A 14,788-nucleotide genomic window follows, 5' to 3' on the forward strand; every position below is an offset into this window, starting at 1 on the left:
GCCATGCACAAGAACGGTTTTTTCTCGCTGCTGTTCCATACCCTGTTCATCGGCTTCATCGTCGCGCCGCTGCTGGTGGTGATGGCGATGGCGTTCACCGACAAGGGGTATCTGTCACTGCCCACCAATGGCTTGTCGCTGCGCTGGTTCAGGGCCCTGCTGGACAATCAGGAAATGCTCGACGCGTTCATGCTGTCGATCAAGCTGGGCCTGGCGTCGGCCACCATCGCCACGCTGCTGGCCATCCCGGCGGCCTTGGCCATCAGCCGCTACGACTTCCCCGGCCGCGGCACATTGACCGGCTTTCTGCTCTCGCCGCTGATGATTCCTTCCGTGGTGCTGGGGATCGCCTTCCTGCGTTTCTTCTCCATCGCGCAGATTGGCGGCTCGTTCTGGGCGCTGTGCCTGACTCACGTGATCGTTGTGCTGCCCTATGCATTGCGCCTGACCCTGGCCTCCACCATCGGCCTGGAGAAAGACATCGAGCAGGCCGCGCTGTCGCTGGGCGCCAAACGCTGGACGGCGTTCCACCGGGTCATCCTGCCGCGCATCCGCACTGGCGTGGTCGGCGGCTGGATGCTGGCTTTCATCCAGAGTTTCGATGAGCTGACCATGACCGTGTTCGTGGCCACGCCCGGCACCACGACATTGCCGGTGGCCATGTACAACCAGATTTCCCAGACCATCGACCCGTTGATCACGGCGGTCTCTACGGTGCTGATCGTTGGCACGTTGATCTTGATGCTGGTGCTGGATCGCCTGGTAGGCCTGGACCGCGTGCTCATAGGAGAAGGCAAATGAAGCGCTCGACGGCAGCGATCAAGGCCGACGTGATCGTCGTCGGTGGCGGGCTGGTGGGTACGGCGGTGGCCTACGGCCTGGCGCGCAACGGCGCCGACACCGTGGTGCTCGACCAGGGCGACGATGCGTTCCGCGCCTCGCGTGGCAATTTCGGCCTGGTCTGGGTTCAGGGCAAAGGCTACAACCTGCCCGACTATGCGCGTTGGACACGTTCTTCGGCGCAACGCTGGGCCGACCTGCGCGATACGCTGCTGGCCGACAGTGGCGTGGATGTCAGCCTTAAGCAGCCGGGTGGCTTTCACATGTGCTTCAGCGACGAGGAACTGCTGGAGCGCGAGGCGCGCCTGCGCCAATTGCAGGCGGCGGTCGGTGACTACCCCTTCGAGATGCTCGATGCCGGCGAACTCAAGGCGCGCCTGCCGCTGATCGGCAAGGCCGTGATCGGCGCCAGTTATACCCCCCAGGACGGCCATGTGAACCCGCTGAAGCTACTGCGCGCCCTGCATGCGTCCGCGCAACGCCATGGCGCGCGTTTCGCAGGCGGCCAGCACATCCAGCGCATCGAGGGCAGTGCCGGCGACTTCCGCATCTGGGCCGGGGAGCAGGCCTACTGTGCGCCGCGCGTGGTACTCGCAGCCGGCCTGGGCAACCCCGGGCTGGCCGCGCAGGTCGGGCTGCATGCACCGGTCGCACCCAACCGCGGGCAGGTACTGGTCAGCGAGCGGGTCCAGCCGTTTCTCGACTATCCCACCATCAATGTCCGCCAGACCGACGAAGGCACGGTGCAACTGGGCGATTCGATGGAAGAAGTCGGCTTCGACGACAGTACCTCCACCGGTGTGCTCTCGGCGATCGCCCAGCGTGGCGTAGCGACCTTTCCGCTGCTGCGCGATGTGCGCCTGATCCGTGCCTGGGGTGCCTTGCGGGTAATGAGCCCGGACGGTTTCCCGATCTACCAGCAGTCGTCGACCCACCCCGGGGCCTTCGTCATCACCTGCCACAGCGGTGTAACCCTGGCCGCCGCCCACGCCCTGCGCATCGCGCCCTGGGTGATGGGGGCGGCGCAGCCCGACGAATTGGCCGTGTTCAACGGCGAACGTTTTCTCAGCGACAAGGTGCTTGCCCATGCCCATTGAAGCCCCCAGCCGCGCCCCGCTGTTCCAGTCGGTGGCCGGCGAAACCCGCAGCAGCCGCAGTGTGACCTTCAGCTTCAACGGCGAGGCGTTGAGCGTACCGCCAGGCATCAGCGTGGCGGCGGCGTTGTTGATGTCCGGAATCGAGCGCTTCCGGGCCACGCCGGTGAGCGAGTCGCCGCGCGCGCCCTACTGCATGATGGGCGTGTGTTTCGAATGCCTGGTCAGCATCGATGGCGTGCCCAATCGGCAGAGTTGCCTGATCGATGTGGTCGACGGCATGCAGGTGCGCTCCCAGGAAGGCGCTCGCGATTTGCAGTTCGAGGTTCCCTCGGTCAGCGTCCTGGAGGTGCAGCCATGAACCTCGAATCCGTCGACGTCGTCGTCGTGGGCGCCGGCCCGGCAGGCATGGCCGGTGCCACCGAGCTGGCCGGGCTAGGCCTCGCCGTGGTCTTGCTGGACGAGCAAGGCAGCCCTGGCGGGCAGATCTATCGCGGTATCACCCTGGCGCCGCTGAGCCGGCGCGACCTGCTGGGACCGGACTATGCCCACGGCAACGTGCTGGCCAGAGCCCTGGAGGACACTCCGGTGCGGCACATCAAGGAAGCTGCAGTGTGGCAGGTGGGTCGTGATCATCAGGTCAGCTATTTGCAGGGTGGGCGTATGCACACGTTGCAGGCCCGCGCGGTCCTGCTGGCAACCGGCGCCATGGAGCGGCCCTTCCCCATCCGTGGCTGGACCCTTCCGGGAGTGATGACTGCGGGCGCGGCGCAGATCCTGCTCAAGAGCGCTGGCGCAGTACCCACCGAGCCGGTGGTGCTGGCCGGTTGCGGACCTTTGCTGTACCTGCTGGGCTGGCAGTATTTGCGTGCCGGAGTGCCGATCAAGGCCTTGGTCGATACCACGCACCGCGACGACTACTGGCGCGCGCGGCGTCATCTGGTCTCGGCCCTGCGTGCCTGGCCTTACCTGCGCAAGGGCCTGGAGCTGATGCGCAGTCTGCGCCAGGCGCGCATCGCCCATTTCACCGGCGCCTCGCAGTTGGCGATCGAGGGTACCGATTCGGCCCAGGCGCTGAGCTTCACCGCCAACGGCAAGGCGCAGCGCATCGCCAGTCGCTGCGTGCTGCTGCACCAGGGGGTGGTACCCAATATTCAATTCAGCCAGTCGCTGCGTGCGACCCACGCCTGGGATCCGCAGCAGCTGTGCTTCAGCCCGCTCAGGGACAGCTGGGGCGAACTGGACGTGTCAGGGGTGTTTGTCGCCGGTGACGGAGGCGGTATCGGCGGTGCACAGGCGGCGGCACTGCAGGGCCGGCTGGCCGGCCTGGGCATCGCCGCCCGGCTGGGCGCGCTGGGCGCTCCGCAGCGCGATCGGCGTGGCGTCGAGCTACGCCGGGCGTTGAGCGACAATTTGCGCATCAGACCGTTTCTCGACGCGCTGTACCGGCCCCGCGACGAGCATCGGATCCCGGCTGACGACGTCATTGTCTGCCGCTGCGAGGAAGTCACCGCCGGCCAGTTGCGCCAGTTCGTCGCCATGGGCTGCGCCGGTCCGAACCAGGCGAAGTCGTTCGGCCGCTGCGGCATGGGGCCCTGCCAGGGACGCCTGTGCGGCCTGACCGTCACCGAAGTGATCGCCGATGCGCGCCAGGTGCCCGCAGGCGACGTCGGTTACTACCGGATTCGTCCGCCGATCAAGCCCATCACACTCGGGGAGCTGGCCGGTGACTGAGCGCCAGCGCTCGGGCGCTGATGTATTGGTGATCGGCGGCGGCATCCACGGCCTCAGCACCGCCCTGCACCTGGCTCGCGCCGGCGTCCGGGTGACCGTGCTGGAGGCCGAGTATTGCGGTCGCCATGCTTCCGGGGTGAACGCCGGTGGCGTGCGCACCCTGGGCCGCCATGTGGCGGAAATCCCCTTGGCCCTCGCTTCGCGAACGCTTTGGCATGGCTTGCAGGACGTGCTCGGCGAGGACGGTGGCTTCGTCGCCAGCGGCCAGCTTAAACTGGCCGAGAACGACGCTGAACTGCAGGAATGCCAGCGCCGTGTGGAGCAGTTGCATGCCTTGGGCTTCACCCATGAAGTTTTGATCGATCGGCAGCAGGTGCTCGAATTGGTACCTACGGTGGCACCCCATGTGGTGGGTGGTATCTGGGTCGGCGGCGACGGCTATGCCGTGCCGTACCACACCGTTACCGCGTTTCGCCTGGCTGCGCAGCGGCTGGGAGTACGGGTCTTGGAGCAGACGCCGGCACTGCGCATCGAGCGCAGCGCCACCCATTGGCGGGTCGAGACACGGTCGGGCGTGCATCAAGCGGAGCACCTGGTGGTCACCGCAGGGGCCTGGGCGGCGCAACTGGCGGCACAGGTCGGCGAGCCGGTGCCGGTGCATCCGCAGGGCTTGATGCTGATGGTCACTCACCGGGTCGCCCCATTCTGTGCGCCGGTGCTGGGCGCTACGGGCCGGGCGCTGTCATTCAAACAGTTCGCCAACGGCACCGTGGTGATCGGCGGCAAGCTGGTGGGCTCGGTGGAGTTCGCCGCGCGCCATGGCGAGGTTCAAATGGACCGGCTGAGCACCAGCGCGCGTACGGTAACCGACCTGTTTCCCCATTTGCGCAACCTGGGTGTGAATCGGGTCTGGGCCGGTGTCGAGGCGTTTACCGCCGATGACATTCCAGTGATCGGCGCCAGCTGCAAGACGGACAAGCTGAGCTATTCCTTCGGTTTCTGCGGCAGTGGTTTCCAGATGGGTCCCGGGACCGGTCAGCGCCTGGCCCAGCAGATTCTCGGCGAGCCCTCGCCGATCAGTCTCGACCCCTTTTCCATAGGGCGTTTCGCGCAATCGGCGACGACGCTCGAACAACCTGCAACATCCCTTATCCACTCGTGAGGAAATACACCATGCTGGACATCAAGCGCATCGAAACCAACCAACGCATGAGCCGTGTCGTGCAGTGCAACGGCTTCACCTTCCTCGGCGGGCAGACCGCCACCGACCGTAGCCTGGACATCAAGGGCCAGACTGCCCAGGTGCTGGCCAAGATCGACAGCTTCCTGGAGCAGGCTGGCCTGGACAAGACCCGTATCGTCACCGCCCAAGTGTGGCTGTCGGACATCCAGGCCAATTTCGCCGGAATGAACGAAGTGTGGGACGCCTGGGCACCCGAAGGCCACGCCCCGGCGCGTGCTACCGTGGAATCCCGCCTGGCCGCGCCCGATCTGCTGGTGGAAATCACCGTCGTCGCCGCTGGCTGACCCGCGTCGCCTGATTCGCGGGCAGAGCCCGCTCCCACAGGAGTAGGCCGATCCCCTGTGGGAGCGAGCTCTGCCCGCGAAGGCCGCGCTGCGGTTCCAGCCGTGAAATGCACCACCCTCGTGCCCCGATCGCCTACGCAAAAATCCATCTTCCCCCGTTGACGGCCACTTCGATTTGGTGTTTCCTGAAACCGGTTTCAACCACTGATCGCCTGCCCATAACATCCATAAAAGGACTCAGGCCGTGACCCGTCTTTCCGTTCCTGTACGCCCTCGTGTGACCATGCTCGACGTAGCCGAGCGCGCAGGTGTATCCAAGGCCAGTGTCTCGCGCTTCATCGGTGAGGATCGCGGTCTGCTGTCCGACGTCATCGCCACACGCATCGCCCGCGCCATCGACGACCTCGGCTATCGCCCCAATCAAATGGCCCGCGGCCTCAAGCGCGGCCGTACGCGCCTGATCGGCATGCTCATGGCCGATATCCGCAACCCCTATTCGGTGGCCGTCATGCATGGCGTGGAAACCGCCTGCCGCCGCCATGGCTACAGTCTGGTGGTATGCAACACCGACCGCGACCCGGAACAGGAACGCCAGCAGTTGCAGGCCATGCGTGCCTACAACGTCGAAGGCGTGATCGTGAACACCCTCGGCCACCACCTGGATGAGCTGCGCGAACTGCAACGGGAACTGCCCATGGTGCTGGTCGACCGCAAGGTGGCCGACCTGCCCAGCGACCTTGTCGGGCTGGACAACCGGATGGCCGTCGACATGGCCCTGGACCACCTCCACGAGCGCGGCTATCGCCAGCTGGCGCTGGTCAGTGAGGCGGTCGATGGCACCAGCTCCCGTACCGAACGCATCGAGGCCTTCGCGCAACGCACCGGCGGACCGGTGTTCTACACCGGTGCCGGCCTCGGCGAGCAACTGCGCACGTTCCTTGCCGGCGCCGACGTCGGGCCCAAGGCCTTGTTCTGCGCCAATGGCGTGGCGGCACTGGCCTGCACGCTGGCCCTGCGGGAGTTGGGCAACCAGGCATGCGAAAACGTGGGGCTGGTCGCGCTCGACGACCTCGACTGGTACCCCCTGGTAGGCAACGGTATCACCGCCCTTGCCCAACCCACCCATGCCATCGGCGTGCGAGCCTTGGAATGCCTGTTGCGGCGGCTGCAGGGGGCGCAAGGTCCAGCCCAGACGTTCCACTTCACCCCCGATCTGATCATTCGAGGTTCCACCCCGCTCCGCTGAAAAAGCGCTGCGGCGTGCGCAGTATCCATGCTTAAAATTGAAACCGGTTTCAGAGGACAATAACAATGCATCCCTATCCCGTCTCCATCAGCCTATCCAGCTTCGGCGCGGACCATGTTCGTACACAGGGCCAGGCCAGCCTGGCAGAGCTGGTCGCCCAGACCGGCGCCAGCCATATTGAACTGCGCGAGGAGCTGTTCGATGACTTCGATGCGCCCTCCCTGCGCAGTGCCATCGCCGCGCAAGGCCTCACCTGCGTCTATTCCTCGCCGCTCGAGCTGTGGCAGCCCGGCCAGGCTGCGCCCAATCCGCAGCTGCAACTGGCGCTCGCTCGCGCGGCTGCGTGCAGCGCGATCTGGCTCAAGGTCTCGCTGGGTTTTCACTCCACTGCCAGCGACTTGCACCTGCTGCATGATCAGTTGCGCGATCAACCCGTGCGCCTGCTGATCGAGAACGACCAGACTGCCCACGGTGGGCGGATCGAGCCGCTGGTCGACTTCTTCACTGCGACAGCCGGGCAAGGCGTGCCGGTGGGCATGACCTTCGACATCGGCAACTGGCAATGGCAGCAACAGTCGGTTTCGAGCGCTGCGCAGCAGTTGGGCCGTTTCGTCGAATACATTCACTGCAAGGCCGTACAACGCACCACGGCCGGCAAGCTGGTCGCCACGCCGCCCGAGCTGACCGACCTGCATCAGTGGGCGCGCCTGCTCGGGCACATGGCACCAGGCCTGGTGCGGGCCATCGAGTACCCGTTGCAGGGCAGCGACCTGCTGGCTGTCGCCAAGGCACAGGTGGCGACCCTCGCCCGCCTTGGCCAGGCCGCGCAGGAGGTGGCCCATGGCTGAGTTCGATGTGCTGAGTTTCGGCGAAACCATGGCCATGTTCGTCGCCGAGCAGACCGGCGAACTGGCCGAAGTCGAGCGCTTCCGCAAACGCATTGCCGGTGCCGACAACAACGTCGCCATCGGCCTGTCGCGGCTGGGCTTCAACGTCGCCTGGCTGAGCCGAGTGGGCAACGACTCGCTCGGTCGCTTCATCGTCGCCGCGTTGCAACGCGAAGGGCTGGATTGCAGCCATGTCGGCGTGGATTCACAGCACCCCACCGGGTTCCAGTTCAAATCGCTGCAGGACGATGGCCGCGACCCCACGGTCGAATACTTTCGCCGCGGATCGGCGGCCAGCCATATGGGCATTGGCGATGTGCCTGAACGCCTGCTCGATGCCCGTCACCTGCATGCCACCGGCATCGCCCCGGCGCTGTCGCCGAGCATGAACGCGTTGACCCGCGGTTTGATGACCGCCATGCGTTCGGCAGGCCGGAGCGTCTCGTTCGACCCCAACCTGCGCCCGTCGCTGTGGCCCAGCCAGGCGCACATGATCGAGCAGATCAACAGCTTCGCCGCGCTGGCCGACTGGGTATTGCCGGGCCTGGCCGAAGGGCAGCTGCTGACCGGACACGAACGCTGCGAAGACATTGCCCGTTTCTATCTCGACCAGGGTGTGCAAGCGGTGGTGATCAAGCTGGGCGCGGACGGCGCGTTCTATTGCAGCGCCGAGCAACAAGGCTATGTAGCCAGCCGCCCCGTGGCCAAGGTGGTGGATACGGTCGGCGCGGGTGACGGCTTCGCCGTGGGCGTCATCAGTGCCCTGCTCGAAGGCCGCGACCTGGCCCAGGCCGCCGGCCGCGGCAACTGGATCGGCAGCCTGGCTGTACAGAGCCCGGGCGACATGGAAGGCCTGCCGACGCGCGCCGCGCTGATCGAGGACGAAAGCCACTGACGCACGCAAAAAAGACACCCGCAAAACGTTGCGCCCTGGACCCATGAATCAAAACGCCCTACCTGGTGCGACAATTACAAAATGCTCAGGAGTCAGACCATGCACAGCCACACCGTGAAACTCGCCAGCCGTCGCTGGTGGTACATCATGCCGATCGTCTTCATCACCTACAGCCTGGCCTACCTGGACCGGGCCAACTACGGTTTTGCCGCAGCCTCGGGCATGGCCGCCGACCTGAACATAACGCCGGGGCTGTCCTCGCTGCTCGGCGCCCTGTTCTTCCTGGGTTACTTCTTCTTCCAGGTCCCCGGCGCGATCTATGCGCAGAAGCACAGTGTCAAGCAGTTGATCTTCGTCAGCCTGATCCTCTGGGGCAGCCTGGCGACCTTGACCGGTGTCGTCTCCAGCGCCTACTGGCTGATCGTGATCCGCTTCATGCTCGGCGTCGTCGAAGCCGTGGTCATGCCCGCGATGCTGGTGTACCTGTGCCATTGGTTCACCCGCGCGGAACGCTCGCGGGCCAACACTTTCCTGATACTGGGCAACCCGGTGACGATGCTGTGGATGTCGGTGGTGTCCGGCTACCTGATCCAGCATTACAGCTGGCGCTGGATGTTCATCATCGAAGGGTTGCCCGCCGTCATCTGGGCATTCATCTGGTGGCGCCTGGCCGATGATCGACCCGCCCAGGCGAAGTGGCTCAGCCAGCAGGAAAAAGACGACCTGCAACAGGCCCTGGCCGCCGAGCAGGTGGGCATGAAGCCGGTGAAGAACTACGCCGAAGCCTTCTGTTCGGGCAAGGTCATCACCCTGTCGTTGCAGTTCTTCCTGTGGAGCGTGGGCGTGTACGGCTTCGTGCTGTGGCTGCCGTCGATTCTCAAGCAGGGCGCGCAGATGGACATGATCGAGGCTGGCTGGCTGTCTTCCCTGCCCTACCTGGCGGCCGTGATCGGCATGCTGGTGGTGAGCTGGTTTTCCGACCGTATGCAACGGCGCAAGCGCTTCGTCTGGCCACCGCTGCTGCTGGCGGCACTGGCGTTCTACGGCTCGTACGCGCTGGGCAGCGAGCATTTCTGGTGGTCCTATGCACTGCTGGTGATCGCCGGAGCGTGCATGTACGCGCCCTATGGTCCGTTCTTTGCCATCGTGCCGGAGATCCTTCCCGCCAACGTGGCCGGTGGTGCCATGGCGCTGATCAACAGCATGGGCGCCCTGGGCTCGTTTGCCGGGTCCTACCTGGTTGGCTATCTGAACGCCAGCACCGGCAACCCGGGCGCTTCCTACCTGTTGATGAGCGGGGCGCTGCTGCTCTCGGCGCTGCTGACCATCATGCTCAAGCCCGGAGGCTGCGATGCGGTGGTCGGCAAAGCGGACGCCACGGGGCTTGCGTCCTGCAAAAACTGACGCAGATCATGAAACTTCATGAAATCGCCCGGTATTCGTGGCAAAGCGCACAGCTGTCATCCAGGTGGTGCTACTTTTAATACTCCACAGGCTATCCATTCCGATGGCCTGCCCTGCCACGTGCGGCTGCAACAGGTGGGCGCGATGAACAAGATGACATTTCCGAACGCTTGCCAGGTCATGCGCTGGCACTTTCACCCCATGGGCTTCGAGGGCAATATGGATGCGCCCAGCAGCATGGTGGCCAGGCTGTTCGACCGCAGCAGCGGCGAAACCCTGTTGGCCATCGCCGGGCTGCCTTGTGCAACGGTCATGAATGCCGCGGACGTCGAGCGCATCATCGAGGCAGTGGAAGCCGAGCTCGAGGCGTTCATTCCGCCGCTGGCGCTCAAGGCAGGCTGAGCGCGCCAGCCCACCATCAGCTCGATCCGAAATGACTGTGCAGCGTATCCACAACGATCCGAGCGGCGTCGGCTGCGGCATTGTCGTTGAGCAATGCCTGCCAGCCGCGGCGACCGGGCAAATGCCGAGCCCTCTGCAGTAGAGCCGGCCACTGATCTGCAGCCGGCACACCGAGCACACCCAGTGCCACGCCCAACCTTTCGAGCTGCAACGCCTGCAGGCGTTGCTCATCGAACGGGCGCTGCTCGGCAATGGCGATCAAACGCCCGCCCATAAGCGCGACCTCGGCGACCACATTGTCCCCGGCACTGCCTACCACGATCTCGGCACGCAGCAGTTCCGGCAAGGGGTCGACCAGGTGCCCCAGCAGCGTCAGGTTTCCCGGCAGCGGCAGGTCACTGGCGGGCAGCGGTCCGGCTACACGAAATCGATCTTCGGGGCAGCGTCTGGCAATGGCGATCAGTGAATCGACGGTGAAGGCCGTGCCACCCTGCCCGGTGATCAACAGCACCGCGCCATGCTCAGGCGCCACGTGGGCGCTGCTTTGCTGGCTGTAGCGGGACACCCAACCGCAGTGGTCGGTCTTGGCCAGCACCCAGTCGGGCATCTGGCTGCACTCCATCGAGGCCGGGTATGGCGCCAGCAAGCGCGAGGCCGATGCATAGGCCTGCAGATGGGCCGGGTCGGTACGTTCGCCGTGCTGGCGCATGTACACGCACGGTACGCCAAACAGGCGCGCCAGCATCGCCACTTCCACGGATACATCGACCACCAGCAGACACGGCCAGGCGCTACGCATCCAGTCGGCCAGAAGCCCCATGCGTTCGCGCAGCCCGTCCACGGCCAAGGGCGCGTAATGCAGCGCGGGAAAGCTCTCCACATGCATGCCGGGCGCAGTGTCGCCGGGCAACTGCAGGGCCTTGATCGTCGAGGGGTAGTCGGCGTCGGGCAACCGCGAGCCGATCAACGTGACGTCGCAGTCCATGTGCCGGGCGATGGCCAGGGCGCGCATGCCATGGCCGGAGCCGTGGTGATGCACGTAGTAGCCGACCTGCGCGCGCTCAGGCACCGGCGTCGGCCACTTGCCGCAACAGCGCGTCGTAGCGGTCGAGCATGACCTCGTGGCTCCATTGGCTCTCGGCGTGCAGGCGGCAGGCCAGGCGTGACTTGCGCCGGGCCAGGCGCAAAGCGTGTGCCAGGCCTTCGACGTCGCCGCCTGCGGCCAGCGCACCGGTTGCGTCGGTCAGCAGATCGCCCACCGCGCCGCGGGCGAAGGCCGCTACCGGTGTGCCGCAGGCCAGGGCTTCTGCCACGACCAGGCCGAAGGGCTCTTCCCAGCACGGGGTGACCAAGGCGGCGGACGCGCTGGCCAGCTCGATGGCCAGTTCGTCACGGCCCAAGTGGCCAAGGTACTGGCACTGGTCATTCAAGCGCGGCTGGATCTGCTCCTTGAAGTAACGCGGGTCGACCGCCTGACCGGCCAGGCGCAGCGGTACGCCGGCGAGTTTCGCGGCGTCCATGGCCAGGTGCGCGCCCTTGTCCGGCACCAGCCGCCCGAACCAGATGGCATGCTCCAGCGGTGCCGCGCGCGGTGACCACAGCTGCAGGTCGATGCCGTTGGGGATGACATGGCACTCGGGAACGACCTCTTTCCACTGCCGTGCGTTGGCTTCGGAGATGGTTGCGAAGTGCCCGGCGCGGCGCTCGCCGCTGTAGGCGTTGATCAATTCGAAGAAGGGTGGGGTGTGCAGCACCGTCAGCATCGGCGTGCGAATCATCGAGGCCATGGTCGCAGGCACATAGTGCAGGCTGTTGTTGAAGATGACGTCGAAGCGGCGGTCGTCGATGTTCTGCATCGCTTTGAGGTAGGCGTGATGCTCCTCGATGTACTCGGAGCTCAGGCAGGCCCGTCGACCGTCCTTGTAGGTGGTGTCATCCCACACCGGGACAATGTTGAGCGCCGGATCGCTGGACGAGCTGGCGAACAGCGTGACGTCATGGCCGCGTTGCATCAGCCCGGATGTCACATCGTGGGTGAACGCTTCCAAGCCGCCGGCGAACGGTTGGCGAATGGGGTGTTTGATGTGCGTCAGCACACCGATGCGCAACGGGCGGGCGGAAGATGAAGACATCGGGGATGTTCCTGGCACGGATTGCAGCTTTGAGGCTGGCGCGCAGGAATGGTTGCATAAAGTAGCAGCGCGATACCGCGGCGCTCGGTTCGCGGCCAAGGACCGCTCCTACAGGTGACCGCGTACCCGTAGGAGCGCTCGGCGGCCGCGAAAAGCACACGGCGGATTGACCGACACACCGCAGCGCCCGGTTCGCGGCCTCGGGCCGCTCCTACAGGTGACCTCGCATCCGTAGGAGCGGTCAGCGGCCGCGAAAAGCACACCGCGGATTGACCGACACACCGCAGCGCCCGGTTCGCGGCCTCAGGCCGCTCCTACAGGTGACCTCGTATCCGTAGGAGCGGTCAGCGGCCGCGAAAAGCACACCGCGGATTGACTGACACACCGCAGCGCCTGGTTCGCGGCCAAGGACCGCTCCTACACAGGTTATGCCCTGCCGTATCAGGCCTTGAGGGTGGCCATGTCGATCACGAAGCGGTACTTCACGTCACCGGCGTGCATGCGCTCGAACGCCTCGTTGATGTTCTTGATGTCCAGCATCTCGATATCGCAGGTGATGTCGTGCTCGGCGCAGAAATCCAGGACTTCCTGGGTTTCCTTGATACCACCGATCAACGAACCGGCCAGAACGCGGCGCTTGAGCACCAGGTTGGCCGCATGCAGAGCGGGATCTACCGGCTGGATCAGCCCGACCAGAATGTGCACACCGTCGAAACGCAGGGTTTCCAGGTAGGGGTTCAGGTCGTGCGGCACCGGAATGGTGTCGAGCAGAAAGTCGAAGGTCTCGGCGGCGGCCTTCATCTGCTCGGCATCGGTCGATACGATCACATGGTCCGCACCTTGGCGACGGCCTTCGGCAGCCTTGCTCGCCGAACGGGTGAACAGGGTCACTTCGGCGCCCAGCGCCTTGGCGAACTTGATGCCCATGTGGCCCAGGCCACCCATGCCCAGAATGCCGACCTTGTCACCCGGCTTGACGCCGTAATGCTTCAGCGGCGAATAGGTGGTGATCCCGGCGCACAGGATCGGCGCGGCGTTGGCCGGGTCGAGGCCGTCGGGAATGCGCACCACGAAATTCTCGCTGACCACGATGCTGTCGGAATAACCGCCCATGGTGTTGCTGCCATCGACGCGATCAGGCGTAGCGTAGGTCATGGTCGGGCCTTCCAGGCAGTACTGCTCCAGGTCCGCGTGGCAGGCATCGCAATGCTGGCACGAGTCGACCATGCAGCCCACGCCGACGCGGTCGCCCACGGCGTACTTCTGCACCTGGGAACCGACGGCAACCACGCGGCCGACGATTTCGTGGCCCGGTACCAGTGGGTAAACCGCAATGCCCCAGTCGTTGCGGGCCTGGTGCAAGTCAGAGTGGCAGACGCCGCAATACTGGATTTCGATGCTGACATCGTCAGGGCGCAAGGCGCGACGTTCGAAGCTCAAGGGCGCCAGGGGCGTGGTGGGCGAAAGCGCGGCGTAGCCGAGTGCCTTGGACATGGTAAACCTCTCGAAACGAAAAATGATCAGGCTTAGATTGTGGCTTTCCCGCGCGCCTGCGGCCATGTCCGATCCTGCGCAATGAATGCCCATTCCTCCGAGCACCCCGCAAACGGGGCCCGAACGTGCGATCATCCACGACTGATTTCATGCCTGATCCGTGGTATCCCATGAGCCTGACCAAACATCTCGACGCCAACGCCCGCCTGGTACAGCTGATTCGCCCGCTGGCCATTGCCGATGACTGGATCCCGACGGCCATCGACGGCCTGCGCGTGGTTTCGTGCCGCAGCCACGTCGCGCGGACCGCGCAGATCTACGAACCGAGCCTGATGGTGATCGCCCAGGGCAGCAAACTGGCGTACCTGGGCGAGCGCACCCTGGAATACGGTGCAGGCCACTACCTGATACAGGCACTGCCGGTGCCGTTCGAGTGCGAGACCTTCGCCAGCGAGCAGTTGCCCCTGCTCGGCGTCTCTATCCCGATCGATCGAACGCTGTTGGGTGAACTGGTGCTGGCCATGGAGCCCGGCCCGAGCCAGGCACAGACCACCGAGTCGATGACTGCCGTAGCGCTGGACGACGCCATGCGCGGCGCGGTGGAACGGCTGCTGCAGTGCCTGCACGATCCCCAGGAGCGCCTGGCCATGGCGCAGGCACGGTTGCGCGAGGTGCTTTACACCGCACTGCGCGGTCCCAATGGGCATGTGCTGCGCGCGCTGGTCGAACAGCAAGGGCAATTCGCACGTATCGCCGGCGCGCTGTCCTGGCTGCACGCGCATTACGAGCAGCCGCTGCAAGTCGACGACCTGGCGCGACGGGCGAACATGAGTGCTTCGACGTTTCACGAGCATTTCAAGCGCAATACGCTGGCCTCGCCCGTGCAGTACATCAAGCGCCTGCGCCTGCTCAAGGCCCGCGCGCTGCTGGTCGCGGATGCAATGAACGTCAACCAGGTCGCGTTGCGCGTGGGTTACCAGAGCACCTCGCAGTTCAGCCGGGAATACAAACGCCTGTTCAACCACAGCCCTGGCCAGGAACGAGTAACGCGCTGAACCCCGACGCGGCTCGCGCCGCTGCTACAGAAGCACCGCGATCCCCTGTAGCAGCGGCGCAAGCCGCGTCCGGCATCA

At 65.2% G+C, this 14,788-nt stretch carries 15 protein-coding genes; 12 read left to right on the forward strand and 3 right to left on the reverse strand.

Features of this window, described 5'->3' with window-relative positions:
* Positions 1 to 3: 3 nt before the first annotated feature.
* From IFT76_RS00875 to IFT76_RS00925, 11 genes are all read left to right on the forward strand, one after another.
* A complete protein-coding gene (locus IFT76_RS00875; RefSeq protein WP_122478214.1) occupies positions 4 to 801 on the forward strand; it encodes an ABC transporter permease in 798 nt (265 codons plus the stop codon).
* Complete coding sequence (locus tag IFT76_RS00880) at positions 798 to 1,937, forward strand: NAD(P)/FAD-dependent oxidoreductase (protein WP_185793398.1); 1,140 nt, start codon at positions 798 to 800, stop codon at positions 1,935 to 1,937. Before IFT76_RS00875 ends, IFT76_RS00880 begins: the two co-directional genes overlap by 4 nt.
* A complete protein-coding gene (locus IFT76_RS00885) occupies positions 1,927 to 2,295 on the forward strand; it encodes a (2Fe-2S)-binding protein (protein WP_122478217.1) in 369 nt (122 codons plus the stop codon). The genes IFT76_RS00880 and IFT76_RS00885 overlap by 11 nt, the downstream gene beginning before the upstream one ends.
* Positions 2,292 to 3,668, forward strand: coding sequence for an FAD/NAD(P)-dependent oxidoreductase (locus IFT76_RS00890; RefSeq protein WP_192057129.1), 1,377 nt, complete (start codon positions 2,292 to 2,294; stop codon positions 3,666 to 3,668). The genes IFT76_RS00885 and IFT76_RS00890 overlap by 4 nt, the downstream gene beginning before the upstream one ends.
* Positions 3,661 to 4,830 (forward strand): NAD(P)/FAD-dependent oxidoreductase, encoded by a 1,170-nt coding sequence (locus IFT76_RS00895; protein WP_342365558.1) that lies wholly within the window; start codon positions 3,661 to 3,663, stop codon positions 4,828 to 4,830. The genes IFT76_RS00890 and IFT76_RS00895 overlap by 8 nt, the downstream gene beginning before the upstream one ends.
* Positions 4,831 to 4,841: 11 nt before the next feature.
* The gene (locus tag IFT76_RS00900) at positions 4,842 to 5,195 is read left to right on the forward strand and encodes a RidA family protein (protein ID WP_049859546.1); all 354 of its coding nucleotides are present in this window, start codon (positions 4,842 to 4,844) and stop codon (positions 5,193 to 5,195) included.
* Positions 5,196 to 5,478: 283 nt separating this feature from the next.
* Entirely contained in the window at positions 5,479 to 6,441 is a 963-nt protein-coding gene (locus IFT76_RS00905) for a LacI family DNA-binding transcriptional regulator (RefSeq protein ID WP_192057748.1), read from the forward strand.
* A gap of 65 nt (positions 6,442 to 6,506) precedes the next feature.
* Positions 6,507 to 7,289 carry a sugar phosphate isomerase/epimerase family protein gene (locus IFT76_RS00910; protein ID WP_192057131.1) on the forward strand — a complete coding sequence of 261 codons (783 nt, stop codon included), beginning with the start codon at positions 6,507 to 6,509 and terminating at the stop codon, positions 7,287 to 7,289.
* On the forward strand, positions 7,282 to 8,223 hold the full coding sequence (locus IFT76_RS00915) for a sugar kinase (RefSeq protein WP_192057132.1): 942 nt from the start codon (positions 7,282 to 7,284) through the stop codon (positions 8,221 to 8,223). The genes IFT76_RS00910 and IFT76_RS00915 overlap by 8 nt, the downstream gene beginning before the upstream one ends.
* Before the next feature lie 99 nt (positions 8,224 to 8,322).
* Entirely contained in the window at positions 8,323 to 9,627 is a 1,305-nt protein-coding gene (locus IFT76_RS00920; RefSeq protein WP_192057133.1) for an MFS transporter, read from the forward strand.
* 126 nt (positions 9,628 to 9,753) lie between these two features.
* Positions 9,754 to 10,029, forward strand: coding sequence for a DUF1652 domain-containing protein (locus IFT76_RS00925; protein WP_122478290.1), 276 nt, complete (start codon positions 9,754 to 9,756; stop codon positions 10,027 to 10,029).
* 16 nt (positions 10,030 to 10,045) lie between these two features.
* On the opposite strand, the gene IFT76_RS00930 is transcribed toward IFT76_RS00925, so the two are convergent.
* The 3 genes from IFT76_RS00930 to IFT76_RS00940 all read right to left on the reverse strand — a co-directional run bounded on the left by IFT76_RS00930 (position 10,046) and on the right by IFT76_RS00940 (position 13,655).
* On the reverse strand, positions 10,046 to 11,098 hold the full coding sequence (locus IFT76_RS00930) for a hypothetical protein (RefSeq protein WP_192057134.1): 1,053 nt from the start codon (positions 11,096 to 11,098) through the stop codon (positions 10,046 to 10,048).
* On the reverse strand, positions 11,091 to 12,161 hold the full coding sequence (locus IFT76_RS00935; RefSeq protein ID WP_240998779.1) for a glycosyltransferase family 4 protein: 1,071 nt from the start codon (positions 12,159 to 12,161) through the stop codon (positions 11,091 to 11,093). The genes IFT76_RS00930 and IFT76_RS00935 overlap by 8 nt, the downstream gene beginning before the upstream one ends.
* A 441-nt stretch (positions 12,162 to 12,602) precedes the next feature.
* Positions 12,603 to 13,655 carry an NAD(P)-dependent alcohol dehydrogenase gene (locus IFT76_RS00940; protein WP_185793405.1) on the reverse strand — a complete coding sequence of 351 codons (1,053 nt, stop codon included), beginning with the start codon at positions 13,653 to 13,655 and terminating at the stop codon, positions 12,603 to 12,605.
* A 170-nt stretch (positions 13,656 to 13,825) separates the two neighbouring features.
* Here IFT76_RS00940 and IFT76_RS00945 point away from each other — a divergent pair, with 170 nt between their 5' ends.
* Complete coding sequence (locus tag IFT76_RS00945) at positions 13,826 to 14,710, forward strand: AraC family transcriptional regulator (protein ID WP_122478229.1); 885 nt, start codon at positions 13,826 to 13,828, stop codon at positions 14,708 to 14,710.
* The last annotated feature ends 78 nt before the right edge of the window (positions 14,711 to 14,788 follow it).

It is taken from the genome of Pseudomonas sp. CFBP 13727 (assembly GCF_014841915.1).
Lineage (GTDB): Bacteria > Pseudomonadota > Gammaproteobacteria > Pseudomonadales > Pseudomonadaceae > Aquipseudomonas > Aquipseudomonas baltica.

Coding starts and splice junctions, on each gene's coding strand:
- IFT76_RS00945 (WP_122478229.1), top strand. CDS start 13,826: ATGAGCCTGACCAAACATCTCGACGCCAACGCCCGCCTGGTACAGCTG.
- IFT76_RS00880 (WP_185793398.1), top strand. CDS start 798: ATGAAGCGCTCGACGGCAGCGATCAAGGCCGACGTGATCGTCGTCGGT.
- IFT76_RS00935 (WP_240998779.1), bottom strand. CDS start 12,161: ATGTCTTCATCTTCCGCCCGCCCGTTGCGCATCGGTGTGCTGACGCAC.
- IFT76_RS00890 (WP_192057129.1), top strand. CDS start 2,292: ATGAACCTCGAATCCGTCGACGTCGTCGTCGTGGGCGCCGGCCCGGCA.
- IFT76_RS00885 (WP_122478217.1), top strand. CDS start 1,927: ATGCCCATTGAAGCCCCCAGCCGCGCCCCGCTGTTCCAGTCGGTGGCC.
- IFT76_RS00875 (WP_122478214.1), top strand. CDS start 4: ATGCACAAGAACGGTTTTTTCTCGCTGCTGTTCCATACCCTGTTCATC.
- IFT76_RS00900 (WP_049859546.1), top strand. CDS start 4,842: ATGCTGGACATCAAGCGCATCGAAACCAACCAACGCATGAGCCGTGTC.
- IFT76_RS00910 (WP_192057131.1), top strand. CDS start 6,507: ATGCATCCCTATCCCGTCTCCATCAGCCTATCCAGCTTCGGCGCGGAC.
- IFT76_RS00940 (WP_185793405.1), bottom strand. CDS start 13,655: ATGTCCAAGGCACTCGGCTACGCCGCGCTTTCGCCCACCACGCCCCTG.
- IFT76_RS00915 (WP_192057132.1), top strand. CDS start 7,282: ATGGCTGAGTTCGATGTGCTGAGTTTCGGCGAAACCATGGCCATGTTC.
- IFT76_RS00905 (WP_192057748.1), top strand. CDS start 5,479: ATGCTCGACGTAGCCGAGCGCGCAGGTGTATCCAAGGCCAGTGTCTCG.
- IFT76_RS00920 (WP_192057133.1), top strand. CDS start 8,323: ATGCACAGCCACACCGTGAAACTCGCCAGCCGTCGCTGGTGGTACATC.